This is a genomic window from Pseudogracilibacillus auburnensis, from assembly GCF_003201975.1.
Taxonomy (GTDB): domain Bacteria; phylum Bacillota; class Bacilli; order Bacillales; family Amphibacillaceae; genus Pseudogracilibacillus; species Pseudogracilibacillus auburnensis.
In genome coordinates this window covers 38,764-65,369 of the sequence record NZ_QJJQ01000010.1, presented here as the reverse complement: position 1 = coordinate 65,369, position 26,606 = coordinate 38,764, and the positions used below count along the sequence as shown (strand labels likewise).

The following is a 26,606-nucleotide window of genomic DNA, read 5'->3' as shown; positions in this document are numbered from 1 at the left end:
AATGAAAAATAGGCAAACATTTGAAGAACGAATGGAACGGTTATTGTATGAGTATCATGTTCCAGGTAGTATTATTGCTATTGCTAAACATGGAAAAATAGTTTATGAAAAAGCATTTGGCTATAAAAATGTAGAAAAACAAGAGAAGATTGATGGAAATACGGTATTTGGATTAGCTTCTCTTACAAAATCATTTACTTGTGTAGCGATCATGCAACTTGCAGAAAAAGGTAAATTAAATATTCATGCTCCTGTCATTCAATATTTACCTAAATTTGCGCTGGAAAATCAAGAAGATTTGAAAAAGATTACTGTCTATCATTTTATGACACATTCGTCAGGGCTCCCGCCATTACCTTCTTTAGACTATGCGATGGAAAGAGAGCGAAATGATGATTCAATGGTAGACTACTTGGAATTGCCTGACTTAGAAAACCAAATAATGTCGTATGAACAATTAATGACATACATATCTGAATCCAATGTTAAATTGTTTGCGAAACCAGGAAATATGTTTAGTTATTCAAACGATGCTTACGGTTTACTAGGGGCAATAATTGAAAATGTCAGTGGAATACCATATGAACAGTACGTATTGGAAAATATTATTCTGCCTTGTGGAATGTCACATACGAATTTTATGATAGAAGATTTCAAGTCATATGAAAATATTACTTCCTGCTATGAAATACATGAAAAAGATGGACAGAATGAAGTGTATTTGGCACAAGATTGGTGGGATGCACCAGCAATGCGTGCCACAGGTTTTTTAAAATCAACTGCAAACGATATGATTGTTTATGCATCACTGTTTATGAATCAAGGTGTTGTTAATGGAGCACGTATTTTAACAGAAGAAAGTGTTAAGCAAATGTTACACCCACATATGAAGATGGATCCGATCAAGTTTTATGGATATGGTCTAGCAATTACACTAGATTATTTCGGGAAAAAGCTAGTGGATCACGGGGGTAGTCTACAATCTATTTCTTCTAAGTTAGCCATTCTGCCTGAAGAGGGGATAACGGCAATTGTTTTATCCAATTTATCTGGTTTTCCAGCTTCACGAATGATGGAATGTGCGTTAAATGCTTATTTCGGACGGGATCTTGATGCAGATTTTCTTTCTAAGGAAGAATACGTTGTGGAATCTGACACATTATCATTATATAAAGGAGAGTATCGTTCAGGGGAGGGGATGGATGTGACTATTGAAATAAAAGATCATCATCTATTATTTACCTATAATGAGAAAGTATATCCAATTAAATTTATAAAAGAAAATGTTTTTCTTGCTTATGTGGATGATGTAGCAGAACCTGTTGAATTGTTAATGGATGAATCTGATATGGTTTATGCGATCTCCATTTATCATCGTATCGTTCCAAAAGTTAAATGAAAAGTAGGTGCTTATTATAAATGAACTGAAAGAAAGACTAGAACAGTTAGTAAAATCGGAAGATGGGAATTGGGCTATCGTAGTGGAAGATTTAGATAAGCAAGATAGTTTATCGATCAATGGTAAGCACCAATATTATGCTGCTAGTATCATAAAATTGCCTATTATGGCAACTGCTTTTTCAATGGCCGATCAAGGATTATTATGTTTAAGTGAAAAGATCAAACTGAAAAAAGTAGATGTCGTTGGTGGGGCAGGTGTTTTGCAACATTTATCTATTGGATTAGAGCTAACATTCTATGATTTATTGATGTTAATGATTATTCAAAGTGATAACACAGCAACGAATATGGTGATAGATCGACTAGGTAAGAAACAAATCCAAGCTACGATGAGCCAAATTGGCATGTTACATAGTTCTTTTTACAATAAATTAATGACCGTACCTGTTCAATTGGAAGGTAGAAATATGATTACTGCTCATGATGTTTCTACTTTTTATCGAACAGTTGTTGAAGGGAAATTCAGCTCGCAATATGCTTGTGAACAGATGATTGATCTTTTGAAACGACAACAAATCCAACATTTAACAGCATACTTTCCAGACATACCAATAAAGCATATTGGTCAACAACCTGAATGGACGTTTGCAAGTAAAACAGGGAGTGTTGAAAATCTGTATCATGATACAGGTGTGCTTTACAAAAGAGATCGAACTGTGATCATTAACGTATTATCGGAAGGTTGCAACCAGAATAAAGCTATACGAATGATCAACCAAATAGGGAAAGAAGTTTATGAATACGTAAAAGTGTAAAAAAGGATATCTTAAGAGTCAAATAGAAAAAGTATCTCTAAGACGATCATCTCCTCTGTTTGACAAAAGATATTTTTTTGCAAATAATGAAATAATATTTCTAAAAATTTAAATTATTATTGACAAAAAAAATCAACCACATTATAATAAATAAAAATAGAAAGAACTGCGTATATAATTGAATTATTCAGAATTGTGGAATTCCAAATTTGGTTATGGGGGTAAAATTTAGACAAAATAAAATACTAATATTTGTATTTCTAACAAACATGAGACATTTGGGATAGACCAAATGCAAAAAATTAGGATAGAAATTCATGAAATCATTTATCATGAGTTCGTGAAAAGTAAATAAAATTCCTGTCATAAGTAGACTTCAAACGTAACTTTATGATGAAATAAGGAAGGTACAATAAATGAAAAAACTGTTAACAGAAAAGAGAAATACAGAATCGAACAATTTACACCAAAACTCAATACAGGAAATAATTCATCTGATCAATGAACAGGATAAAAAAGTACCTTACGTTGTTGAAAAAGCATTACCCCAAATAGAGAAGGCTATTAAAGTCATGGTCGAAACAATCGAAGCAGGTGGTCATGTCGTCTACTTTGGTGCTGGAACTAGTGGAAGATTAGGAGTTTTAGATGCGTCTGAATGTCCACCTACCTTTGGCGTATCACCGGAATTAATCAAAGGAGTGATAGCGGGAGGGGATAAAGCATTACGTAAGGCGATAGAAAACGCTGAGGATAGCACAGAGTTAGGCATGTATGATGTCAAAAAGAATGTAACGGCAAAAGATGTTGTCGTTGGTATTGCGTCAAGTGGCCAAACACCCTATGTCATAGGAGCTATTCGCGAAGCATTGAACCTTGGTGCCGAGACAATTAGTATTTCTTGCAATGAAAACGCAGCATTATCCAGATTGGTAGATGTGGCAATTGAACTTCCAGTAGGTGCAGAAGTGGTGACAGGATCTACTCGTTTAAAAGCAGGTACTGCACAAAAGATGGTTTTAAATATGTTATCCACTGTAACAATGATTAAAACGGGAAAAGTATACGAAAATTTGATGATCAATCTTCAAGCAACGAATGAAAAATTAAGAAAGCGTGCTATTTATATTATTACAGAATTAACAGGGGCTGATATGGAAACAGCAGAGGCAGCAAATGAAACAGCTGGTGGCGACACTCGTATAGCAATTTTAATGCTAATGTTTCACCTTTGTGTTGAAAAAGCCAAATATATGTTGGATAAACATCAAGGGAATTTTGTAAAAGCATTGAATGAATTGTCAGGAATGAATCACGATTAATTCATTTAGCTAATGCCACGTTAAAAATGGCAATAGAGGAGGTGTTGTGAAATACAGAAAAGGGCTGGATAGGAAAATAAACCGACTTTTAGTAAAATTAATGGTCCATTCACCGTGCCCTAGAAACTATCTCCACCTCTAAGAGGATTATCATTTTGAAGGCAAATAAAATTTATCAGTATTTATTGAATTGAGAAAAAAGAAAGCGATTACACATCTGATTTGTAATCATAAGTAATGATTAGAAGATCCGAAAGAATCAAGAAAAACTAACTATTAAAGGGAGGAAATCAATTTGTTTACTACTTTTCTAAAGCGATGTTACATATTAGGATTATTCATTCTAGTTTTTGGAATTATTACAGCTTGTTCAACAGCAGAGGATGGAGAGGTTAGCCAAGAAGATAAGTCCTCAGAATCTCCGAATGAAGAAAATGGAGAAGTTTCTGGTGATTTTGAGATTCAGTATTTTGTTGGAGGGTATGGTGATACCTGGTGGAAAGAAGTTATTGCCGATTTTAAAGAGACATATCCAAATGTTAATGTTATTGAACATGCTGGACCAAATATTAATGATGAAATGAAAACTAGATGGATTTCTAATGATCCACCAGATGTTGTTTATATTGATGGAGATGGAGCAAGTGAGACACAAATGATTAATGATGGGCAATTAATGGATCTTAGTGATTGGCTAAAAGATGCTGAAACAGATGATGGTAAAGCCTTGTATGATATTTTTATCACACCATTGGAAGAGATAGATGGAGGGAAAGTTTATAGTTTGCCGCTTGCATTTGATACTTGGGGTGTATGGTACGATAATGCTTGGTTCGAACAAGAAGGATTTAAAGTTCCAGAAGACTTTGATTCTTGGATGGATTCAATGATTGAAATAAAAGAAAAGTCAGGGATTTACCCATTCAACACAACAGGAAATTATCCACAGTACTTCCAAAGAGGAGTACTATACCCAGCTTTTGCAGCAGCAGGTGGGGAAGAATTATTAAATGATCTATTAAATGGTAAAGTTGAGGCATGGGAAAGGGAAGAAACATTAGAAGTGTTGCAAAAAGTCCAAAAGATGCAAGAAGCTGATTTAGTTGACCCAGCTTTTGCAGCACGTAGTCATACACAATCCCAAATGAATTTTTTAATGCATGACAATGCATTTATTCCAGTAGGGTTTTGGCTACCGACAGAGATGAAAAATGATACTCCAGAAGATTTTGAATATGGATTTATTCCGACTCCGATGAATAATGCGGGTGAGCCTATGAGTCTTGTACCAGATTTACGACCTGTTGCTATTGCAGAAGAAGCTAAAAACCCAGAAGCAGCGAAAGCATTTTTAGAATTTATTTTCACTGAAAAATATGGACAAAAATTTGCTGAATCAACAGGTGCAATTATGGATATCAAAGACGTGGATTTATCGGAAAACGAGAATGTGCCTACATTTTTGAAAAATATAAATGATACAATTAATAATCCTGATAAGGTAGTAGTGCATGAAAGAAAAACTCCAGAAGGTGACGATCTAGATATTTCTATTAAAATATCTGATGAAGTTAAAAAACAAATTGTTCCACTTTTATTAGGAAAGATTGATGCAGAAGAATACATTGAAAAAATAATTGCTGTAGCGGAAAAAGCACAAAAGTAACTTTTGATTGGAGTGTGTAAAGAGCGAATAACTTACACACTCCATATATATTGTTTGTACATTAACCCGCATTATTTATACCGATGAAATTTTTTGAAAGAGTGATGTTATGGTACAGTCAAAGAAACAAAGATATCTTTTTCTAGCTTTTTGTTTGGTTCCGACTTTTGTTTTTTTTATTTTATTTACAGTTTATCCAATGATTAATGGTCTATATCTTTCTTTTTTTAACTGGTCGGGTACAAGTGCAGTTAAAGAGTTTGTAGGTCTTGGTAATTATAAAGAATTAATTAGCGATCCTATGATACCTAAAACAATTTGGCATGATTATTTTTTAGTTTTAACAAAGTTAGTTGGCATTATGATTTTAGCCACTTTTTTTGCGGTAGCTCTTACTCAATTGCGAATTAAGGAAGCACCTATTTATCGTGTGGTTTTCTTTTTCCCTAACATTATGTCAGTTGTAATTATAGGGATTCTATGGCAGTTTGTGTTTAACCCTGAAATTGGAATTATTAATTCTGGATTAACAATGATCGGATTGGAAAGTTGGACTAGACCGTGGTTAGGGAGTTTAGAGTGGGCATTACCTAGTCTTGTACTACCATCTGTTTGGGCTGGAATTGGTCTCTTTATGCTTCTTCTTATGGGAGGAATAATGAATATTCCCAAGAGTTATTATGAGGCAGCGGACATTGACGGTGCAAACAGTTGGCAACAGTTTTGGAAGGTAACAGTTCCGTTAATTTGGCCACAAATTAAAACTTCTATTATATACATAGTCATTACTTCGCTAAATGGATCGTTCGTACTTGTTCAAATTATGACCCGTGGGGGTCCAAGTGATGCAACCGAAGTGATGGGTTCCTACTTATATACAAAAGCTTTTTCAGACTTTAGATTCGGCTATGGAGCAACAATAGGTGTGTTAATTTTAATTGTATCATTAATTACAGTAATTTTACTTCAATTTTTACTAAAAAGAGAGAAAGTTGAATATTAAGGAGGGGGCTATTTTGAAAATAGGAAAAGTAATAAGTCAATTATGTATTCGTATTCCGTTAATATTATGGGCTATTATCGTTATTTATCCAATTGTGTGGATGTTTTTAGGTTCTTTTAAATCGAATGCAGAAATTTATGCGTCCCCGTGGACATGGCCTGAAGTATTTAATATAGATAATTTTATCCTTGCTTGGACTGAATATAATATTGGATCAGGGTTTATTAATAGTGCTATTGTGACTATATTGGGTACCGCATTGTGTCTAGCATTCGCCATCCCAACCTCTTACGCTCTTGAAAGAGTACGTTTTAAAGGCAGCCAATTTTTATTCAATGTTTATCTAGCTTCCATGATGATTCCGGCGGTTCTTGGGTGGATCCCATTATTTTTTTTACTGATGAAAATGAATATGTTGGATAATTTATGGGCATTATCCCTTGTTTATGCAATCTCACATGTTCCATTTACCATTTTTATTCTTACTAGTTTTATGGGAAATGTACCAAAAGAGTTAGAAGAAGCAGCTGCAATCGATGGGATGAGTCCTTATGGAGTCCTGCTTAAAGTAGTTACACCATTAGTGAAATCAGGAATTATAACAGCATCTATATTAAATGCAATTTCTTTTTGGAATGAATATTTCATGGCTCTAATTCTATTACAAAGTGAAAAGAAGAATACATTAGGAGTTGCAATGGATCTGCTGAACCAAAATGCCGAATATAATAGTGCATGGGGTGCTTTATTTGCCGGTTTATCGATCGCAGTGATTCCTATTATTATTATTTATGCTCTTTTTCAACGTCATATCGTAAAAGGAATGACAGAGGGAGCTGTTAAAGGGTGATGGAATTATTGAAATGTAAGCATCTCCTAAGAAACATAATGAAGAATAGTAACCTATTAGGAAAGGGGAGAAGTAAATGAAACTATACACTTCAGTAGATATGGAAGGAATAACGGGATTACCTGATCAAACATTTATTGATTCATCTATGCACAACTATGAAAGGGCTCGAAAAATCATGACAGATGAAATCAATGTGGTAGTAACTGAGGCGTTTAAAAATGGTTGTAAAGAAGTATTAGTAAATGATAGTCATTCAAAAATGAATAATATTTTGATCGATCAATTACATGAAGATGCTCAGCTAATAACAGGAAGTGTGAAACCATTATCCATGATACAAGGATTAGAGGAAAGCTTTGATGGTGCAATGTTCATAGGGTATCATGCTCGAGCAGGGCAATTCGGTGTGATGTCACATTCGATGATTCATGCAGTTCGCAATTTTTATATCAATGATCAACCAATTGGTGAAATGGGCTTTAATGCATATGTTGCAGGTTACTTTGGCGTCCCATTATTAATGGTAGCTGGAGATGACCAAGCTGCTAAAGAAGCGGAAGCTTTAGTACCAAATATTACAACAGCTACGGTAAAACAAACTATTTCGCGTTCTTGTGTCAAAAGTTTATCACCTAAAAAAGCACACGCATTATTGGCGGAGAAGGTAAAAGATGCATTAGCAAATAGGGATAAGGTAGATCCACTTATCCCTCCTAAAGATCCAACATTAAAAATAGAATTCAACAATTATGGGCAAGCCGAATGGGCAAGTTTGATGCCTGGTACTAAGCTAGAGGAAGGTACGACAGTTGTTTGCTTTGAAGCAAAAGATATTATTGAGGCGTATAAAGCAATGCTCGTTATGACAGAACTTGCAATGCATACGACATTTTCTTAAAGAATAAGACTTAACAAGTGAGAAAGTTTCCCTCCTAGTAGGTTCTACTTCATCTTTCTTGTTGGACGTAAGGCTGAAGAGTCGGTGAAAATTCAATGAAACACAATCCATTGCTATAAAGTTTGCGATGGGGAGGTATGACAAAGAATCCAATAATAGAAGTCGTTCCATCGATGGGAGAAAATAAAGGAAGATATTTGATAAATGAAGATAATGTGAAGTCGCTGGTAATGTAAAAACGAAACTGTGCAAGTAGGAAAGCGTACAGCTCCTATTTCCACAGTTTTTGTTTGTTCCATATGGTTCGATTAAGTGCATTCGATAACGGTCCATGGAAGCTTTTTAGGGAACGTTCAAATACGCGAGAAATATTATTACACAAACGTACGAATATAAGGAGCTTTCCTAAGCGATTGTCCTTTTTCCGATGATGGAGGACATCAAGAACACGCAAATGGGCTTTAGCCTATTGAAATAAAGTTAAAGCCATAGTAGCAACTGTTAGCAAAAAGTAATGGTGTCCGTTGTGAAGTTGAAATCAATCTTTGACCTTTTTCTCTATTTCATAAGCTCCATATTTCTCTCCATAAAATGTATTATAACGAATTTTAAATTTTTCATAACAGAACTGAACAAGTACTTTTACAATTGCATAACCTGGAATTCCTAATATTACACCGATAAGTCCAAATAAATTACCGGCAACGAGTAAAACAATAATAATGGTCAGTGGATGGACTTTCATCGTTTTTCCCATGACATTCGGTGAGATGAAATTTCCTTCTAGAAATTGAACAGCAACCCAGACGATGGCAAGCTTTAATAGCATAAACGGAGAGTGCACGATTGCAATGATGATGGCTGGTGAAATAGCAATCGTAGGTCCTAAATAAGGAACGACACTTGTAATAGCCGCAATTAAAGCTAAAATAATCGCATAATCAAGGCCGATAATTAAATAGCCAATATAAAGGAGTATTCCAATACATGTAGCGACAATAATTTGTCCTTGAATATAAGAACCGACTTGCTCGTCCATGTTTTTAAGAATTTGATGAACATCTTTTCGGTTTTTTGGTGGGAGTAAGCGTAAAAAGTAATGCTTAAATCGAACCCCATCTTTTAACAGGAAAAACAAGATAATAGGGAAAGTAACTAAAGCTACAATCACATTTGTTACCGTCGTTACTAGATTCCTTACACCTTCATATGCATTATCTATATAATTTCCTATTATTTTAGGTATTTCACTTAAATTAGTGACGACCCATTCATATCCTTGATCATAATAATCTCCAAAGATGGAAGATTGCATCCACGCCTGAATTCCAATTCCCATTTGGTTTAGGTAGTTCGGGAAATTTTTAATTAAATCTTTAATTTGCGTTTCAATAATTGGTGCAAGAATAAGGATCACACTAGTAAGAAGGCCACTAATTCCTAAAATTAGAATGATAATTCCCCAAATCCGTTTAATACGGAACCGTTCGAGGAAATTAACGACTGGATTTAATAGATAGTAAGCGATAAACGCTAAAATGACAGGTGGAACAATAGTTGAAAAGATGATGATTAGTGGATGAAAAATAAATGAAATTTTATTGTACACAAAAATAGTAATGGCAATAAGCAAAAGGAGGAGGAGCGTGAAGACTAAATCACGCCCTCCTATAAATTTAATAAATCGACTAGAAAATTTCATCGAAATCTCCTTTTTTTCTAAATTCAGTTAAGTTACCTTTATTATAAAGGAAGGCAAAAAAATATTCTATGTTTGTCCCAAAAGTTAAAACCCAAGTCGATCGTCGAAATCTTCCATTTCCCAATCTTGTTTCATCGTTTTCCGATGATTTTCTTTTAATTCCTCAATAATTTTATCAACATCTACTTGCTTATCATAATGCCATTGTAAGGCCATGGACATATATAGTTCGTTCAATTGGGCAATCGATAAATTCTTTGTTTTCGTTGCAATTTCATCGACTACTTCAGCTGCGACAAATTGACTTACTTGTTTTTTCAGTAAATAGTTGCGACGTAGCTTCTCATCTGGTTGTTTTATTTCATATGCTCGATCAAATCGCCCTGCTCGATTAATAAGTGCTGGATCAATTCTTTCCGGATAATTGGTCGTTCCAATAAGAAAAATTCCATCTTTAGATGTCGCACCATCTAATGCATTAAGAAAGACAGAACGGGATTCATGTGGCATGGAATCAATATCTTCAATAATTAATATGACAGGTGCCATTTTTTTGGCTGTTTGAAACACTTCATCAATCGAATAACTCGATGTAAACTCGGTAATTTGCCAGTAAATAACGGGTGCTTTTACACTTCCAGCAATTGATTTAACGAGAGTAGTTTTACCATTACCAGGATTGCCATAGAGCAATATTCCTCTTTTATATGGAATATTGTACGTTTTGAAAAATGTCCCACTTTTTGAGAAAAATTCATCAATGGAGCGAAAAATATCTCTTTTCACGATTTCTTCTAATAAAACATCATCACGCTGAATTTGATTTGTAATTTCTTCTTGCGACCGTTCGAGCCCATCTTCTGTATCCGTTAAAACAGTGATCCCATCTAGCATAAATGAACGTGTCTTTTCAACCATTTCTTTCATGAAAGTTACAACACTTTCGTCATCTTGAGCAAAAATAAAATCATGAGGATAATCAGCATGGCTTTGATAGATTTGTATGTTTGCATAAGCAACATCATATGTTGGAAAATATAATAAATTATTCGACTCGGAAGGTGTGATCGAATAGCCTTCACTATCTGAACCATGAATCTTTCTACTACTAATATGATCAAAAATAGGGGAAATTACTTCTATGTCGTCCGTTTTATTTTGTAACATTTGCTCCAATGCACTATATATCATTTCCCAATCTTCTTCAAACGAATAAATGTTATAAAGATTTCCAGTTCGCTTTGTTAATGCCTCAATCACTTTTTCAATAGCAATAGCGTAGTCGTAATAATGTGGAATGGTAGCACGATTAATCTTATTAAAAGAAATGATTGCTTTATTTTTCATATCATTATTCCTTTCAGTATGATGTAATGATTGGATTATATGTTATTTTTGGGTAGAAGTAAATCTAAAAAAGATTGAAAATATGTTAAAAATCGTAGGATGATAAAAACACGAACAATAATGCGTGAAAACAAGCGATAACATAAGAAAAAATAAGCATTCTTTGATATACTTAACATAACCCCAATAAGGAGGAACGGTAACTTGAGGAACGAGGCTAAATTAGAAAAAGATGCGATGCACGTATTAAAGGAAACAAGTAGAACATTTTATATACCGATTACATTACTAAAGCGTGAATTAAGATTAACGGTCGGTTCGGCATATTTATGTATGCGTGCGATCGATGAAATAGAAGATCATGAAACAATGGAGGCAAAAGTAAAAGAACACTTATTAAGAGAAACAAAAGTTCTTTTGCTTGCTGAAGGTGAATTTGATGAGACCGCTTATCAAAGCCTTATTACACCTTATAAAGAAGATTTACCAGAAGTAACGATTCGTCTAGGAGATTGGATTAATGTGTGCCCAACAGGCATTGTTCGTAAAGTGAAAGAAGCAACAGCTGAAATGGCCGGTGGAATGGCTGATTGGGTGAAAAAAGATTGGGTAATTCAAACGAAAGAAGATCTTGATGATTATACATATTATGTTGCTGGACTTGTTGGTGTCATGCTGTCAGATATTTGGAAATGGTATGACGGAACAGAAACAGATCATGATTTAGCAATTGGTTTCGGAAGAGGTTTACAGGCTGTAAATATTTTGCGTAACCAGCATGAAGATTTTGCAGAACGTGGTGTACGTTTTATTCCCGAAGGCTGGACTCGTGATGATGTATTTGCATATGCACATGAAAATTTACGTTTAGGTGATTTATATTTACAAGATATAAAAACGAGAACGATTACACTATTTTGTAAAATCCCATTAGCACTAGCAAAACGCACGTTAAAAGCGATGGAAGATGGGAAGAAAAAAATGTCCCGACAAGAAGTCGAAGAAGTTGTAGCCGAAGTAAAAAACGAATAAAAAAAAGATTGTCTTATTTCATGAATGAGGCAATCTTTTTTGTTGATACGATAAAGATAAGCATGATCTCAAACTTTCGTTTATCTCCGCGGCGTTACTAAAAACTCCGCCTCTATAGGCGGGAGATAAGTGCCGCTAAAGCAAACACACTGACTGACGAGCTAGGAGCGAAGTCAGAAGTGATGTTGCACTTATGCAAATAAATAAATTATCATTTATTTGCCAAGCTCCGAAATAAGTGCGACTAAGGTTCAGACGGAGAAATGAAGCAAACTAAGAACTCGAGCGTCCTGGGACTCCGCTAAATGCTCGTCCCACCGTAAAGCATTGTCGCAACGTTTGCCCTAGCACGTCCTGTGCGTCGAAACTCCATACTGAACCAAGTCTTCTTTATGTAATTGAACTTTTCATATAGTGTTATGAAGCAAGTAAAAAAAATTTTAGTGTATAGGCTCCCTTCATGACTATAATTGTATATCAATATGTAGTACACTTATTAGTGCTGAAAGTGAATAAGTATAAATTTAATAGTTTCTATAAAAGGTTGTTCAAAAAGTCCGGTAAGTGGAACTACTCGGTCCTTTTATCCCCCTTTTTGAACACGCACTATAATGAACGATAATACTACTTGTTGATAAAATAGCTTGAAGAGATTCCATTTTCACAGAGAGGAATTTCCCCATGTTTTGTATTATTGCTTGGTGGAAAGGAAATTGATAATGAATAATTGGTATAAACTGGATAATGCGGCTAAAATATTTCCAGCGGTTAGAAATGAAACGAACACATCTATTTTCCGCGTTTCAATGGTACTTACAGATAAGATTCAAGAATATATTTTAAGAAAAGCGACGAATATTGTTATTCAGCGCTATCCAATCTTTAACGTTCAATTACATAAAGGTACATTTTGGAATTATTTAGATATTAAAAAAAGTAGTATAGAAGTAAAAAAGGAAGAACATTATCCATGTCACCCAACAACAGATGGTAGTCTGCTACGTGTAGTTTATTTTAATAAAAAGATTTCAGTGGAGATATTTCACTCTTTAACAGATGGTTCGGGTGCTGTTGAGTTTTTAAAAACGTTAGTTTTCCAATACTTACTTTTAAAAGGGGAGCAAATAGATAGTGAGGATACTATATTATTGCCAGAAGATAATATCGAGAGTAGTGAGATAGAAGATAGTTATATTCGATATTATGATCCATTGTTTATTAAACGAGCTAAATCTGAAAAGACATATCAGTTAAAAGGGACGGAGTTCAAACAAAGAGGTAATAATACCATCCATGGAACAATGGACGCTCAATTATTAAATGAGAAAGCGAAAGAACATGGGGCGACAATTACAGCGTATTTAATAACTGTATTAATTTACAGTATTTATAGAGAAAACAATTCATATATAAAAAGTAGAAAAAACATTGTAATAGCTGTACCTGTAAATTTACGTAAATTGTTTCCTTCTAAAACATTAAGAAATTTTTTCGCTGTTATTAATGTTGGTAAAGTTGTAAATCAAGACGTTTCATTTCAGGACTTGTTGGCTGAAGTTGTTCACCAACTTAATGAAAAAACGAGTAAGAAAAACTTACAAAATAATATATCAAATAATGTTCATTTAGAAAAAAGCATTTGGATTAAGATGGTTCCGTTGCTTATTAAGCATTTATTTTTAAAATACTCATTTAATAATTTAGGTGATAGTAAAAAAACGATGACATTATCAAATCTTGGGAACATTACTTTGCCTACTCATATGCAAACTCATGTAGAAAGAATGGAAATTGTTAATTATCCAACGGCTAAAAGTCCGATTAATTGTGGCATTTGTTCAGTAAATAATAAATTAACTATTACATTTACACGTCGTATTATGGAAACGGATATTATTAGGAGTTTTTTTAGTTTTTTGGTTAAAGAAGCAAATATTGATGTCACAATAGAATCGAATGAATGGGGTGTTAATGATGCCTACATGTAAAAACTGTCATGTTCATTTGGATAAATATTTAAAAAAATGTCCATTATGCTTAAGAAGAATGAATCATAATTATAAATCGAGTTTATATCCTGATTATAATTATAATGATGCTAGAAAAAATATAAAATGTAAAGTGTTTTTATTTTTAACCATTATTTTTACTAGTGTGTGCACACTAATTAATTTATTAACAATTAAAAAAGAACCAACACTATGGTTTATTTATGTACTGGTTATCGTATTTTATTTATGGGTGTTGATTGGGCATACAATTATTTCAAGGAAAAATTTCGGATCAAAAATTCATTTACAAATATTTGCATTGTCATTTTTATTTTTAGTCATCGATTTAAACTCTGGCTTTGAGCGTTGGTCTGTTAATATTGTGATTCCCATTATTATTTTATTAGGAACGTTTTTAATCAGTCTTAAAATAGCTACAGAAAAAATGTTTGTTAATGCCTATATGGGCTATGTTATGTCGGTAATTGTAGTCGGTTTTATACCACTAATACTCTATGCAATTGGTATATCGACATTGTTTTGGCCGAGTTCAGTGGTAACGTTGTTTTCTCTCCTAGCGATTATTGGTGTGTATATGTTCGCAGATAAAATATTTAAAGCGGAATTTAATCGTCGATTTCATTTATAGCACTTCCTACTCCCCACAAACGGAATATACTTGCTTTCTGCGATGTACAAGACGGTCTAGTGTCGGTGTACGGTACAAACGTTTTCCGTTGAGACGAACGAAAGTGCAAACTCTTTTTGATGGGACGAGCATTTAGCGCAGTCCCAAATGCTCTTCGATCGGACAAGTAAGCGCAGTCCTAGGCCCAGAACGTGATCGTTTTTAGCCAACTGGGCGGCTGTTAAGCAGTTTTTCTTTCGCTGTGAGGGTTGACCGAAGAGGTTTATCCCCGTAAATGTGCAGTAAAAAGTGAATAACAAGAGGACTGTCTTATTTTCAAGACAGTCTTTTTTTTATGCTAGGAAATAAACAACATTGTCAGTCACATCTACTAACAACTTATACAATTGACAAATAAACGTTTATTTTTGACGAATATAGTTGTCAAAAATAATAATATACTTTACAATTGAGGGAAGAGGTGATGTCATATGAGAAGTCGTCTTAAAGAACTCCGTGCACGTGACGGGTTAAATCAAACTCAACTAGCAAAAATGGCAAAGGTTTCGCGGCAAACAATAAGTCTAATTGAAAGGGAAGAATTTGTGCCTTCCTTATTAATTGCCGTCCGGATTTCACGAGTATTTAATGAGCCGATTGAAAATATATTTTTCTTTGAGGAGGATGAATTGTAAATGAAAACATTAAAGCAATTATTAATAGGTGGGGTAGTAGGGTTTGTTGGAGTATTATTACTGTTAACTTTGCCTAGTTTACATGTTGAGAAATACGCCAACATAATCGTGATTGGACTATTTGTAGTAGTGGCAATATTATTGGGGGTAAGTTTACTTTTCCATATACAAATTAAGAAGTTAAGTGGAATGGAGTTTCATGGAGATGAAGAAGATGAAGTAGATGTTATAAAATATAGGAAGTTTAACGACTATTCTTTATTAATTCAGTCGAGTTCCGTTATTGTATTACTAGCTCTTTGTTTCGCCCTAATAGCATCAAAAAATATAGTACTGATTATTATCGGAATAATTTTATCCCTCGTTAGTTATTTATTTACTTTTTTCATGATGCATTTAATGAAAGTTGTTCATCCGGAACGTAATATTCCAGAGATTTCAGATCCAAAATTCACAGAAAAGCTATTAGATGAAGCCGATGATGGAGAAAAGTATATCATTATGCACGGGTTGTACAAATCGCACAATTTGTTAAATAGCATTTTAGTATTTGCCATTGTCGGTTCAACCATATATTCGCTAGTTTCGGAACATTCCCAGCTTTTTTCGGTTATTCTGATGGCGCTGGTCCTTCTGATTGTAAATGGAAAGTATTTACTATCTGTTCGTAATAAATAATAATACCCAAACGAATTATTTGTTTCAAACTGCATTTATCCTTAAAATGAAGGTGAAAGTTAAATTGATGAGGAGGATTTTACATGGCATTAAAAGAACTAGTAGAAATAGATGATTTAACTGAAGTTTGGGAAGCTTCTAGAGAGAAGCCTGTTTTACTGTTTAAACAAAGTACAACATGTCCAATAAGTGCGGATGCATTTGATCAGTTCAATACTTTTTTACAAGAAGACGGTGGAAAAATTGATGCGTTTTTCGTTAAGGTGAGAGAATCTCGTCCAGTTTCGGATCAAATTGCGGAAGATTTAGGGATTCGCCACCAATCGCCGCAGCTTTTCGTCGTGAAAAATAAAGAGGCGGCTTGGAATGCATCTCATACAAAAATTACGGTTGACAGTATAAAAGAAGCTTTACAAAATGCTTAAATAAAATGGCTAACATTAACCGTAAATTTTTCTATCCTGTTGTTTCATAATATGGGGTAGCAATTACTATCAGGCGGTTATCTGAAATAAATTCTTCAGTTGTATGACAGGGTGAAAAACTAAAAGTAGTACTGACCAACCATGGTTAGTACTACTTTTAAAAACTAAAGTGGTTTTGCACGGCATATAATCGCATAGTCTCCTGATTTTAGCACAAAAACTCCACGATTATATTTGTTTTTTATCGGCTTCACCAGTGAACGTGATAAGCACAAACAAGAAGAAACTTAGTAATAAAATAACTCCTCCACCGATATATACTGGCAAAATGATTGCTTTTGCATCGCCGAATGGTTGTAAATATTGTAACCATAGCCCGATTGATAACCCAGCAGCACCGATAATACCACTCCAGCCTTGTGCTGCCATTAACTTAGTAGCTTTCACACGAAATGCTTTATAATAAATTCCCCAAGCAAATAATGATAACCATCCAACTACTAAAATATGTGCATGAACAGGTCGAAATGCAAGGGATCCTGCTCCTGCCATATGCGATCCTAACACTGCCCCAACTAAACCAAAAATTGCAGCAAATCGGATAAGTCGTTTACTCCAAACATCATGCATTTTGTATACCTCCTGTAAATATCTATCTTTATCATATATTCCGAACATGAACGGAACATGAACAGAAGGTTACAAATGAGGAAAAGATTGCTCCTCTATTTCCATAAAACATACCACTAAAAACTTTTCCCGTTGAGGCTGGAACATAACTAGAACGATCAAATCTAAAGATGAACAATATAAGACCTAAGTGGAGGAAATATACGTAGACTCCTGGTCGGCTAAAAGCGGTCACGTCCTGGGACTGCACTTCGTTCGTCCCATCTAAAAGCGTTTGTGACCAACGCTCGACACTAGCACGTCCTGTGCGTCGCGGGAGGGAGAGGCATCGGTGAGATTCCACAGTGCGTTAGCACGAGGAGACTCACCAGCCGCCCGCGGTAAAGGAGACACTGTGAAAACAAGCGATAGCGCAGATTGAACAGATGTCGCCCTTATGCCCTGTGGTGAAAGCGAAGTATATTTCCGGAACAGATTATATGCAACAACTATTGTTCGGATTTCCCTTGGATAAAAAACTTTTGTCCCAGCCTCATTTCTCCGATCATTACTTTTACAAGTAGTTTATGCAGATGGATCAGCATTTTGAAACTTCTTAGGCAAATAAACGGTGAAAGTTGTCCCTTTCCCAATGATGCTCGTTACGTCGATTTTGCCGCTGTGAAGGGAAACAATTTGGTGAACGATGGCTAACCCTAGACCTGTGCCTTCAATCTCAGCATGTCGTGCATCATCGACTCTGAAAAAACGCTCAAACAAATGTGGGATGTTATTTTTGTGAATTCCAATCCCGTTATCTTTAAAAGTAGCAATAACACCATTACTTGACTCGGTTAATGTAATATCAATCATTCCACCAGTAGTAGTATATTTCAGTGCATTTGATAACAGATTTTCCCAAACTTTTTCTATATAGGCTTGATTGCCACACATAGTTATATCATCAATTTCTGCTGTTAGCGAAATGTTTTTGTCCACCATTAACCATCTATAACGCTGTAGCACTTCTGTTAATTGACTACTTACAGAAAATAGTTCCACATCCATTTGTTCTGTTAAAGAATCAAGAGAAGTAAGTAATAATAACTGCTTCGTTAGTACGGAAAGTCGTTCCGTTTCCGCTTGAATTATTCTGGCATATTGATGGAGCTTTTCACTACTTAATTCGTTATTAGCTACAAGTGCAGCATATCCTTTTATATTTTGTAATGGTGTTTGAAAATCGTGGGAAACATCATTAATGAACCGCTTCCTCAATTGATCCGACTCTTGTAATTGGTTCGCCATTTTTTGAAAACTGATAGCAAGTTCTCCAATTTCATCACCCCGACTTGTCGGAAGTGTAACCGAAAATTGTTCCGCGCCAATTTTCTTTGTGGCAATGGTGAGCTCCGATATTGGTTGAATTAATTTACGTGCGACAAATAACATCGCAATTAAACTAATAATTGCCATAAAGACAAACATTCCAGCAAGTAAATAATGTATTTCCGTAAATAGTAATTTAATATCTGGACGGAGAAAAAGACCATATGTTTTTCCATCAAACTGAAAGGGAGTACCAACTGTGTTAGCTGTTTCATCGGAAAAAAAGCCGGTGAAAAAAGTTTCTTTCGGTAAATCCCTCATCCCGTGATACTCCTTTCCAAGAAGTACGTTTTTAATTACTTCATCCGAAAGGTTATTTTCCCGAAAGGCATCACCATATAAAGTCGCTTGTCCTTTTTCATCGACAAGAATTAATTTATAACCGACACTAGCTTCGGTAGTTAAAAAATCGTCCAAATCGATGTGTTCATTTTTTTCAATAAAATGGATAATGTTTTTGACGATATTCATATTTTTTGTATCATTTTGTTCTTTTAATTGTTGATGATAATACGTGTTTACGACTAAAAAGGAAAGCAGGGCGCTAGACAGCATAATACTGAGTGTGAAAAAAAGAAATTTTCCGTATAAGGATCTCATTTGGATTCCACCTCAAGTTTATAGCCGACGCCGCGTATTGTTGTAATCCAAATATCGCTAGAAAGGGGACGCAATTTTTCTCTAACTCTTTTTACGTGGACATTTAACGTTTGATCGTCACCTTCAAAGTCAATTCCCCAAACGCGTTCAATAAGAAATTCTCTCGTACACACATGATTCACACGGGATGCAAGGACAGATAGCAATTCAAATTCTTTTAAGGGTAAAAATAATGTCTTTTTACCAATCATTACTTCATAGCTTTGTCGATTAATCTTCATCGAACCGACTTCGATGAATGGATCAACCGATTTATCATAACGCCTTAAAATTGCTTGAATACGAAATAGTATTTCTTTCGGTTCAAATGGTTTCACAACATAATCATCAGACCCAGCTATAAACCCTTTTTCCTTATCTTCAAGCTCTCCTTTAGCCGTTAATAAAAGAACTGGAATATCCAACTCACGCAGCTTTTTTGTTAATGTATATCCATCCATTTTTGGCATCATAACATCGACGACTGCAAGATCAGGGAATTCGTCTTCGATCAGATCAAGTGCTTCTACACCGTTTTTTGCTTTAATGACGGTATAACCAGCTCCAGATAAATGGATACTGACAAGATTTAAAATTTTTATATCATCATCAACTGCAAGAATTTTAATCATTTCTTTCGCCCTTTCCATAGTAAAAATGTTGACTATTACGTTACGTCATACTTTAAGATAGTAATAGGAGGTGTTTTTCGTTGAAGGTGAAAGAGGTAGCTGAGTTAGTAGGAATTAGTGTACGCACACTCCATTATTACGATGAGATTGGTTTATTAAAACCAGATAATATAACAGAATCGGGGTATCGTCTATATTCTGAACGAAATTTAGAACAGTTGCAACAAATTTTATTTTTTAGGGAGCTCGGTTTTCCATTAAAAGAAATAAGAACGATGATGGAAAATCCAGCATTTAGTCAGTTTGAAGCATTACAAATGCATAAAAAGGTATTATTAAAAAAGCGTGAGCATCTAGACATATTAATTAAAACGATCGATAAAACGATTGCATTTTCGAAAGGAGAAATTGAAATGACGAAAGAAGAAAGGTTTGCGGGATTTAATTTTGATCAGGATGAGTTTGAACAAGAGGCACGTGAACGGTGGGGAGATGAAGCAATAGATGCGTCGAAAGCGAAAATTGCTAACTTATCAAAGAATGAAAAACGGAATATGGAAGAAGCGTTTGAAGAAGTCTATACTAAATTAGCCGAAGTTCGATATTTCCCAGCTGAATCGGTTGAAGCGCAACAAGCAATTGAAGAATGGTGGGTTTATTTAAATAAAATTGGGAATTACACATTAGAAGCGTTTAAAGGTTTAGGGGAAATGTATATAAGCGATGAACGTTTCACAAAAAATATTGATGCATACGGTGAAGGATTGGCACAATTTATGTGTGATGCCATGCGTGTTTTTGCAGAGAATAATAAATAACAGAGAGCAGGGGAACCTGCTCTTTGTTTTTTGGTGGGAAAAGTAAAATAGTTATAAAGTTAGTTTGAGTCATTTAACATATATGTTATAATTTGGATAAATAATATCGGATATTCTCTGAAATTACTAACTAATATAATAAAAGTAAAAAAACGCCATAATTTTATAGAAAACATCTAGAAAACGTTCAAATTAAGGAGGTAAGGGATGGAGCATTCATATAATTGGCTAGAGTGGGCAAAAAAAATACAAGCAATCGCTCAAACAGGTCTTACTTATACAAAAGACGAGTATGATAAGGAACGTTATGAAGAATTACGGGAACTAAGCAAAGAAATTCTTTCCACCTATACTCATGTAGAAATGGGCACATTAACAACTTTATTCACGAACGAATCAGGTTATGCGACACCGAAAATAGATATTAGAGGTATCGTGTTAAAGGAAGGGAAATTATTATTCGTCAAAGAAAAAGCGGACAATAAATGGTCACTTCCTGGAGGATGGGCTGATATCGGCATCTCACCAGCACAAATTGCGAAAAAAGAGGTTAAAGAGGAGGCGGGAATTGAGGTAGAAGTGAAACGAGTTTTGGCGATATTTGATCGACAAAAACATCCTCATCCACCTTCACCATACCATATTTATAAAATATGTTTTCTTTGTGACTATAAAAGTGGTCATCTAGAAAAGGGTTTGGAAACATCTGATGTCGCTTTTTTTGATCCCAATCATTTACCTGAACTATCGTTGGAACGAATCACTCATTCGCAAATTGATCTCCTCTTAAAAGCAATCTACGAAAAGAGTTGCTATTTCGAGTAAGGTGATTAGGAGACGGAGATAAAAAAGCAATTCCAAGTAAATACAAGCAAATTATATTGAGTCTGGGACATAAATAAACGATCTAGTTTAAAGGCAAAAATACATTACCTTCGTGAAGTTACTCCTGAGCGGGTTAACTGCAGCTACCATTGGTCGGATTTTTCTTTAGCAATCTATGTTCCAGCCAAATGAAATCTTTAAAGGATATAGTTCGATTGAATGATTAACAATTGATCCGATATTACCAATGATTTAATTTTAAGTCCTATGTTGTGACAAAAGATTCATTCCTTTTACCCATTGTTAAAATAGAGTAAAAAAACGATTAAACTATTTTTTCGTCTTGCAATTGATCCGATTAGCAATTATAATGGATCAAAGTGTATTAGTAGAGTAACACATATTGATATGTGTTTTTTTAATTTTAGTGTATTACTTATTTAATACAATGTAGGAAAGTAGGGGGAAAAGGTAAGTGAGTAAAAAGATAAAGATTTTAATTGGTGTAGGTGTACTTGCAATTATTATCATCATGGCAGTTATTTATTTTGTAAAAGTCAGAGCTACTTCGGTTGAAGGAGAAAGCCCAGAAGATATGCCAGTGCTTGTAGAAAAAGTAACAGAGGAAGCATTAGATGAAACAATTTTAGTGACTGGTCAAATCGTACCTGAAAATGAACAAAAAATTTATGCCGACCCGGAAAATGGTGAAATAAAGGAGTTTTTGGTGAAGGAAAACCAAAAGGTAAAAAAGGATGATACATTATTCCGGTATGACGAGGCGAAAATCCAAAATGACATTAATGCTGCTGTCAGAGCCCGTGATATGGCAAAAAATAATACAACATCGATACAAAACCAAGTAAATCAATTGGCACAACAAATCGAACAAATGAAAAAAGATATGAATAATGGTCAAAGTGACGACGAAGAGGGTGTTGTCATTACGAATGAGAGCATTCGTGAATTAGAGAATGAAAGGAATCAACTAGTTCTTGAAGTAGAAAATGCAAAGGCGGAGGAAGCTACTGCACAAGCTGAAATTAATGAATTAGATAGACAAAGACAAGCACTAACCGTCAAAAGTACGATGAGTGGGACAGTTGTGAAAGTAAATAAAAATGTGGAAAGAACAGAAGAAGGAGCGACAGAGCCGATCATTCACATTATCTCAGATGATCCGTATAAAGTAATTGGGACAATGAGTGAATTTGATGCAGTTAAGATTAAAAAAGATCAAAAAGTAATTGTGCGACCAAAGGTGTATAAAGATCGAGAATGGAAAGGAAGCGTAGAATCGGTTTCAGAGTTTCCTACAAGTGATGGAGCAGGAGATATGGATTTGGGTGGAGAAAGTAATGTAACGATGTATCCATTTAAGGTAGAAATTACCGATGATACGAAAGACCTCCGTCAAGGTTTCCATGTTTCTCTTGAAGTAAGTGTGGGTGGAGATAAGAAGAAACTTGTCGTTCCACATATGGCACTAATGGACGATATGATGATGGATATGGGCGAGGAAGATACGGAGATAATGGATGATATGTTTGGGGAAGCTGATGTTGATATGGTGGAAGAATCTCCTTTTGTGTATGTGTTAGTAGATGGAATCTTGGAAAAACGTGATGTCGAAGTCGGCAATATGAATGACGAATTTGCTGAGATTAAAGATGGTGTAGAATTAGGTGAACTTGTCGTTATTAGTCCGACTCCTGAGATGCATGATGGAATGGAAGTGGCTTCATATGATGAAGTTGAATAAAATTAATAAAATCTATCAATCAGGTAAATTAACAGTTCCAGTTCTCCATGATATTGATTTGGAAATTAAAGACGGCGAATTTATCGCAATTATGGGACCATCGGGATCAGGTAAATCAACGTTAATGAATATTATTGGATTTCTTGATCCGCCTACATCAGGGACTTATGAGCTAAATGAAGAAAAAATAAACTCCTTTCATGAAAATCAATTAGCAGGTTTACGTAACAAGCATATCGGGTTTGTATTTCAGCAGTTCTTTCTGTTACCAAGACAAAATGCATTAAAAAATGTGGAAGCTCCACTAGTTTATGCAGATGTCGGAAAACGAGAAAGAGTAGAAAGAGCGCAAGAAATGCTTAAAAAGGTAGGATTAGGGGACAGGGCGACTCACTTACCAAATGAATTATCTGGTGGGCAAAAACAACGGGTTTGTATCGCAAGAGCACTTGTTAATGATCCGGAAATCATTCTTGCGGATGAGCCGACTGGAGCACTTGATTCCAAAACGAGTGAACAAATTATGGAATTATTCGTGCAACTGAATCAAGAAGGGAAGACAGTCATCCTTGTTACACATGAGGAAGAAATTGCAGCATATGCAGATCGAATTATTTTTCTTCGGGATGGCAAAATTACGGAAGATCGGAGGCATAGTGCGTGAACATACTCGAAAGTTTCAAAATTGCGTTATCCTCTATCTGGAATCACAAAATTCGTTCCATTCTAACGATGCTCGGGATTATTATTGGTGTTTGCGCGGTTATCATTATCGTTGCGATAGGAACAGGTGCACAAACCCAATTAACGGACGAATTATTTGGTGATGATAAAAATGTAATCGAGCTGTATTATGAGCCATTCCCAACGGATGACGGATCTGAAATGATGTGGGTTGAACCAGAATTAACTGCTGACGATTTAGCAGAAATCCAACAACTTCCTGGTGTAAAAGTAGCAATGGGAATAAACCATGGTTGGGGAACGTTGTTTCATAATGAAAAACAAATAGAGTTACAAATCGTTGGGGTTGGACGTGATTATTTTTACGGCAAAAACATCGAAATGGTAGAAGGTCGTCCTTTTACGATGCAAGATAATGATAATATGAATCGGGTTGTGATGATTGATGACTTTACAAGGGATAAATTATTTAAAGAAGATGAAGATATTATCGGAGAAATTGTTGAAATAAGTGGTAATCCGTATAAACTTGTTGGAGTGTATAAATCTACTACCCCACCCGAATATCGCTGGGGAGATGATGGAGAAGCACTAATGCCACGAACATTAAATGGTATGATGTTTGGTGCTGCTGAAATTCAACAAGTTCAAGTTTTAGCTGCAAGTGCAGAGACATTAACGGAAACAGCTGATCTGGCCGCAACACGTTTATCGGAAATAAAAAATTTAGAAGATGGCGAGTACACATATTGGGATATGAGTGAATATGAGGAGGAATTTGCTTCCTTTTATAAAATTGTTACATTAGTTATTGGCAGTATCGCAGGAATTTCTCTTTTAGTTGGTGGAATCGGTGTAATGAATATTATGCTCGTCTCTGTTACAGAACGTACACGTGAAATTGGTCTTCGGAAAGCAATCGGAGCCACTAGAAAAAGAATCTTATTTCAATTTTTAATTGAAGCGATGACGATTACTTTGCTAGGTGGCCTTATCGGAATCGGGATTGCCATGCTTGTTACAATAATCGTTTCACAGTTCTTACCATTTACAGCGGTCGTTAGTCCAATTGTCGTTATGATTGGAGCAAGCTTCTCGGCACTAATCGGAATTGTGTTTGGAATCTTACCAGCAAATAAGGCGTCAAAATTAAGTCCGATTGATGCATTAAGGCATGAATAAAGTTTAAAAGAAAAGGTCAAATCGACACCTCCTTGTTGATGGAGACCTTTTTCTTTTTCGTTTATACTTATCATTAAAAGTAATTAGGAGGGAGTAAATGGGACAGATTAGGCGATTATCGAAAGCAAATTATAAAGATATTTTTTCCTTATCGCAATTTGCTTTTCAGTATTATTTAAATCCTGATCAATTTGCGAAAAAGGAAAAAGAGGCGGAACGGCATGAGATTTGGGGATATATAGTTGATGACCAATTAGCTGGCAAATTACATCATATTCCTTTACGTGTTTTAATCAATGGCACTTCGTTAAAAATGGGTGGAGTAAGTTCAGTTGCGACATGGCCTGAATATCGTAGGCAGGGAATCGCAAAAAAGCTGTTATTGCATTCATTGCAAGAAATGAAAAAAGCAGGAGAAACGATATCTTATTTGCACCCGTTCCATGTTGGATTTTATCGGAAGTATGGATGGGAACTTGCTTTTTCAAATAAAAATTATACGATCCCGATAGAGAGACTAAAACGTAAATGGGATGGAAATGGGTACATAAGAAGAAACCGGAACTTAGAACTTTTACAAGAAATATATACGAAATATGCAAGTAAATTTAATGGAATGCTTGAACGTGATAAAAAGTGGTGGGAGCAACGAGTACTTACTGACGAAGAGGCTCAAGTTGCAATTGCTTATAATAATGTAGATGCCGCAGAAGGGTATATTATCTATAAAGTAAAAGATGATATTTTTACGGCAAAAGAAGTAGCTTATACATCGATAAATGGACAGCATGTATTATATGAATTTATTTCCAATCACGATTCGATGGCTGAGAAGGTAAAACTAACCGTTCCAGAAAATGATTTACTTCCATATATGATCGACGACCCTACATTTGACCAAGAAGTTGAACCTTATTTTATGGCCCGTATTGTTGATGTTTTAGCGTTTTTAAAACAATATATTTTTCCTGTTGATGGAGTTGTTCAACTGCAGGTTGAAGATGAATTTTTACTAGATAATAATGGTGTGTATGTAATTCGAAGTGACAGTGGTGAAACATTTGTAACAAAGATGGAAGGGAAAGGTGACGGCAACATCAAATGTTCTATTCAACAGCTTGTTGCGATATGTTTAGGATATAAACGCCCGACTGAACTGTTTGAATATGGTCTTCTTGAAGGGGATAGAGCATCAATTGAACTGTTAGAAAAAATGATTCCTAAAACACAAACATTTTTAACCGATTTTTTCTAATTTCAAAGCGGAATGAAATATGAACAAAATAGTGCCATTATAATCGGTCATCCGTTATTAAAGCGGAAAGCACGAAAGAGAAAATCATCACTTTATGTGAAGAGGAAAAACCATATTAATTTGCTGCTGTTTGTATTCATCCCTATTGAGTATCAACTGCAGCAGAAGAGTGATAAGGATGATTGTTACTGTAACGACGGTGATCGGACTTCCACCAAAGGCAACAAGTTTTATCACGACAGTTCAATACGTACCAGTGATGCTGTCATGCTGTCAACAATTGGTGAGAAAGCAAAAAGTGCCAATATCCAAACCAATGAAACCTCCCTATGCTGGACATAAGGAGGTTTTTTAA

25 protein-coding genes are annotated in these 26,606 nt (G+C 35.0%); 20 read left to right on the top strand and 5 right to left on the bottom strand.

The genetic code is table 11. The features are described 5' to 3' along the window. Position 1: 1 nt before the first annotated feature. The 7 genes from DFR56_RS13790 to DFR56_RS13760 all read left to right on the top strand — a co-directional run bounded on the left by DFR56_RS13790 (position 2) and on the right by DFR56_RS13760 (position 7,958). Positions 2–1,399 carry a serine hydrolase domain-containing protein gene (locus tag DFR56_RS13790; RefSeq protein ID WP_110396029.1) on the top strand — a complete coding sequence of 466 codons (1,398 nt, stop codon included), beginning with the start codon at positions 2–4 and terminating at the stop codon, positions 1,397–1,399. A gap of 7 nt (positions 1,400–1,406) precedes the next feature. Beyond that, positions 1,407–2,216: a serine hydrolase gene (locus DFR56_RS13785; RefSeq protein ID WP_110396028.1), complete on the top strand. Its 810-nt coding sequence runs from the start codon at positions 1,407–1,409 to the stop codon at positions 2,214–2,216. Between the two features lie 416 nt (positions 2,217–2,632). Further along, positions 2,633–3,538: an N-acetylmuramic acid 6-phosphate etherase gene (murQ, locus tag DFR56_RS13780; protein WP_110396027.1), complete on the top strand. Its 906-nt coding sequence runs from the start codon at positions 2,633–2,635 to the stop codon at positions 3,536–3,538. Between the two features lie 295 nt (positions 3,539–3,833). Then, positions 3,834–5,204, top strand: coding sequence for an ABC transporter substrate-binding protein (locus DFR56_RS13775; protein WP_211320637.1), 1,371 nt, complete (start codon positions 3,834–3,836; stop codon positions 5,202–5,204). A 109-nt stretch (positions 5,205–5,313) separates the two neighbouring features. After that, positions 5,314–6,207 carry a carbohydrate ABC transporter permease gene (locus DFR56_RS13770; protein ID WP_110396025.1) on the top strand — a complete coding sequence of 298 codons (894 nt, stop codon included), beginning with the start codon at positions 5,314–5,316 and terminating at the stop codon, positions 6,205–6,207. A gap of 10 nt (positions 6,208–6,217) precedes the next feature. Then, the gene (locus tag DFR56_RS13765) at positions 6,218–7,057 is read left to right on the top strand and encodes a carbohydrate ABC transporter permease (protein WP_372442963.1); all 840 of its coding nucleotides are present in this window, start codon (positions 6,218–6,220) and stop codon (positions 7,055–7,057) included. A 76-nt stretch (positions 7,058–7,133) separates the two neighbouring features. Further along, positions 7,134–7,958 (top strand): M55 family metallopeptidase, encoded by an 825-nt coding sequence (locus tag DFR56_RS13760; RefSeq protein WP_110396024.1) that lies wholly within the window; start codon positions 7,134–7,136, stop codon positions 7,956–7,958. 538 nt (positions 7,959–8,496) lie between these two features. Here the strand turns inward: DFR56_RS13760 and DFR56_RS13755 are convergent. Together DFR56_RS13755 and DFR56_RS13750 are read right to left on the bottom strand one after the other, a co-directional pair. Then, entirely contained in the window at positions 8,497–9,660 is a 1,164-nt protein-coding gene (locus tag DFR56_RS13755) for an AI-2E family transporter (protein WP_207520572.1), read from the bottom strand. Positions 9,661–9,744: 84 nt separating this feature from the next. Next, entirely contained in the window at positions 9,745–11,007 is a 1,263-nt protein-coding gene (locus DFR56_RS13750; RefSeq protein WP_110396022.1) for an ATP-binding protein, read from the bottom strand. A 204-nt stretch (positions 11,008–11,211) separates the two neighbouring features. Between DFR56_RS13750 and DFR56_RS13745 the strand changes: the two genes are divergently transcribed. From DFR56_RS13745 to ytxJ, 6 genes are all read left to right on the top strand, one after another. Then, a complete protein-coding gene (locus tag DFR56_RS13745) occupies positions 11,212–12,039 on the top strand; it encodes a squalene/phytoene synthase family protein (RefSeq protein WP_110396021.1) in 828 nt (275 codons plus the stop codon). Positions 12,040–12,758: 719 nt separating this feature from the next. Further along, complete coding sequence (locus DFR56_RS13740) at positions 12,759–14,027, top strand: condensation domain-containing protein (RefSeq protein ID WP_146214294.1); 1,269 nt, start codon at positions 12,759–12,761, stop codon at positions 14,025–14,027. Then, positions 14,014–14,679 (top strand): DUF6320 domain-containing protein, encoded by a 666-nt coding sequence (locus DFR56_RS13735; RefSeq protein ID WP_110396019.1) that lies wholly within the window; start codon positions 14,014–14,016, stop codon positions 14,677–14,679. Before DFR56_RS13740 ends, DFR56_RS13735 begins: the two co-directional genes overlap by 14 nt. A gap of 470 nt (positions 14,680–15,149) precedes the next feature. Beyond that, complete coding sequence (locus DFR56_RS13730; RefSeq protein ID WP_110396018.1) at positions 15,150–15,353, top strand: helix-turn-helix transcriptional regulator; 204 nt, start codon at positions 15,150–15,152, stop codon at positions 15,351–15,353. After that, entirely contained in the window at positions 15,354–16,031 is a 678-nt protein-coding gene (locus DFR56_RS13725; RefSeq protein WP_110396017.1) for a DUF3169 family protein, read from the top strand. It abuts the gene before it with no gap. An 83-nt stretch (positions 16,032–16,114) separates the two neighbouring features. Further along, positions 16,115–16,456 carry a bacillithiol system redox-active protein YtxJ gene (gene ytxJ, locus DFR56_RS13720; protein ID WP_110396016.1) on the top strand — a complete coding sequence of 114 codons (342 nt, stop codon included), beginning with the start codon at positions 16,115–16,117 and terminating at the stop codon, positions 16,454–16,456. 228 nt (positions 16,457–16,684) lie between these two features. Here ytxJ and DFR56_RS13715 read toward each other — a convergent pair whose 3' ends face one another. The 3 genes from DFR56_RS13715 to DFR56_RS13705 all read right to left on the bottom strand — a co-directional run bounded on the left by DFR56_RS13715 (position 16,685) and on the right by DFR56_RS13705 (position 19,725). Then, positions 16,685–17,086 carry a hypothetical protein gene (locus tag DFR56_RS13715; protein ID WP_110396015.1) on the bottom strand — a complete coding sequence of 134 codons (402 nt, stop codon included), beginning with the start codon at positions 17,084–17,086 and terminating at the stop codon, positions 16,685–16,687. A gap of 564 nt (positions 17,087–17,650) precedes the next feature. Next, a complete protein-coding gene (locus DFR56_RS13710) occupies positions 17,651–19,054 on the bottom strand; it encodes a sensor histidine kinase (RefSeq protein WP_110396014.1) in 1,404 nt (467 codons plus the stop codon). Next, positions 19,051–19,725 carry a response regulator transcription factor gene (locus DFR56_RS13705; protein WP_211320636.1) on the bottom strand — a complete coding sequence of 225 codons (675 nt, stop codon included), beginning with the start codon at positions 19,723–19,725 and terminating at the stop codon, positions 19,051–19,053. The genes DFR56_RS13710 and DFR56_RS13705 overlap by 4 nt, the downstream gene beginning before the upstream one ends. A gap of 80 nt (positions 19,726–19,805) precedes the next feature. Here DFR56_RS13705 and DFR56_RS13700 point away from each other — a divergent pair, with 80 nt between their 5' ends. From DFR56_RS13700 to DFR56_RS23315, 7 genes are all read left to right on the top strand, one after another. Continuing rightward, entirely contained in the window at positions 19,806–20,543 is a 738-nt protein-coding gene (locus DFR56_RS13700; protein ID WP_110396013.1) for a MerR family transcriptional regulator, read from the top strand. A 207-nt stretch (positions 20,544–20,750) separates the two neighbouring features. After that, positions 20,751–21,368, top strand: a complete 618-nt coding sequence (locus tag DFR56_RS13695; RefSeq protein ID WP_110396012.1) for an NUDIX hydrolase — start codon at positions 20,751–20,753, stop codon at positions 21,366–21,368. Between the two features lie 475 nt (positions 21,369–21,843). Then, complete coding sequence (locus tag DFR56_RS13690; protein ID WP_244916535.1) at positions 21,844–23,130, top strand: efflux RND transporter periplasmic adaptor subunit; 1,287 nt, start codon at positions 21,844–21,846, stop codon at positions 23,128–23,130. After that, positions 23,114–23,794 carry an ABC transporter ATP-binding protein gene (locus tag DFR56_RS13685; protein WP_110396011.1) on the top strand — a complete coding sequence of 227 codons (681 nt, stop codon included), beginning with the start codon at positions 23,114–23,116 and terminating at the stop codon, positions 23,792–23,794. The genes DFR56_RS13690 and DFR56_RS13685 overlap by 17 nt, the downstream gene beginning before the upstream one ends. Continuing rightward, positions 23,791–24,996: an ABC transporter permease gene (locus tag DFR56_RS13680; RefSeq protein WP_110396010.1), complete on the top strand. Its 1,206-nt coding sequence runs from the start codon at positions 23,791–23,793 to the stop codon at positions 24,994–24,996. Before DFR56_RS13685 ends, DFR56_RS13680 begins: the two co-directional genes overlap by 4 nt. 97 nt (positions 24,997–25,093) lie before the next feature. Next, positions 25,094–26,251, top strand: a complete 1,158-nt coding sequence (locus tag DFR56_RS13675; RefSeq protein WP_110396009.1) for a GNAT family N-acetyltransferase — start codon at positions 25,094–25,096, stop codon at positions 26,249–26,251. A 178-nt stretch (positions 26,252–26,429) separates the two neighbouring features. After that, positions 26,430–26,606: a hypothetical protein gene (locus tag DFR56_RS23315; protein ID WP_211320635.1), complete on the top strand. Its 177-nt coding sequence runs from the start codon at positions 26,430–26,432 to the stop codon at positions 26,604–26,606.

Coding starts and splice junctions, on each gene's coding strand:
- DFR56_RS13790 (WP_110396029.1), top strand. CDS start 2: ATGAAAAATAGGCAAACATTTGAAGAACGAATGGAACGGTTATTGTAT.
- murQ (WP_110396027.1), top strand. CDS start 2,633: ATGAAAAAACTGTTAACAGAAAAGAGAAATACAGAATCGAACAATTTA.
- DFR56_RS13770 (WP_110396025.1), top strand. CDS start 5,314: ATGGTACAGTCAAAGAAACAAAGATATCTTTTTCTAGCTTTTTGTTTG.
- DFR56_RS13760 (WP_110396024.1), top strand. CDS start 7,134: ATGAAACTATACACTTCAGTAGATATGGAAGGAATAACGGGATTACCT.
- DFR56_RS13755 (WP_207520572.1), bottom strand. CDS start 9,660: ATGAAATTTTCTAGTCGATTTATTAAATTTATAGGAGGGCGTGATTTA.
- DFR56_RS13750 (WP_110396022.1), bottom strand. CDS start 11,007: ATGAAAAATAAAGCAATCATTTCTTTTAATAAGATTAATCGTGCTACC.
- DFR56_RS13740 (WP_146214294.1), top strand. CDS start 12,759: ATGAATAATTGGTATAAACTGGATAATGCGGCTAAAATATTTCCAGCG.
- DFR56_RS13735 (WP_110396019.1), top strand. CDS start 14,014: ATGCCTACATGTAAAAACTGTCATGTTCATTTGGATAAATATTTAAAA.
- DFR56_RS13730 (WP_110396018.1), top strand. CDS start 15,150: ATGAGAAGTCGTCTTAAAGAACTCCGTGCACGTGACGGGTTAAATCAA.
- DFR56_RS13725 (WP_110396017.1), top strand. CDS start 15,354: ATGAAAACATTAAAGCAATTATTAATAGGTGGGGTAGTAGGGTTTGTT.
- ytxJ (WP_110396016.1), top strand. CDS start 16,115: ATGGCATTAAAAGAACTAGTAGAAATAGATGATTTAACTGAAGTTTGG.
- DFR56_RS13715 (WP_110396015.1), bottom strand. CDS start 17,086: ATGCATGATGTTTGGAGTAAACGACTTATCCGATTTGCTGCAATTTTT.
- DFR56_RS13710 (WP_110396014.1), bottom strand. CDS start 19,054: ATGAGATCCTTATACGGAAAATTTCTTTTTTTCACACTCAGTATTATG.
- DFR56_RS13705 (WP_211320636.1), bottom strand. CDS start 19,725: ATGATTAAAATTCTTGCAGTTGATGATGATATAAAAATTTTAAATCTT.
- DFR56_RS13695 (WP_110396012.1), top strand. CDS start 20,751: ATGGAGCATTCATATAATTGGCTAGAGTGGGCAAAAAAAATACAAGCA.
- DFR56_RS13685 (WP_110396011.1), top strand. CDS start 23,114: ATGATGAAGTTGAATAAAATTAATAAAATCTATCAATCAGGTAAATTA.
- DFR56_RS13675 (WP_110396009.1), top strand. CDS start 25,094: ATGGGACAGATTAGGCGATTATCGAAAGCAAATTATAAAGATATTTTT.
- DFR56_RS23315 (WP_211320635.1), top strand. CDS start 26,430: ATGATTGTTACTGTAACGACGGTGATCGGACTTCCACCAAAGGCAACA.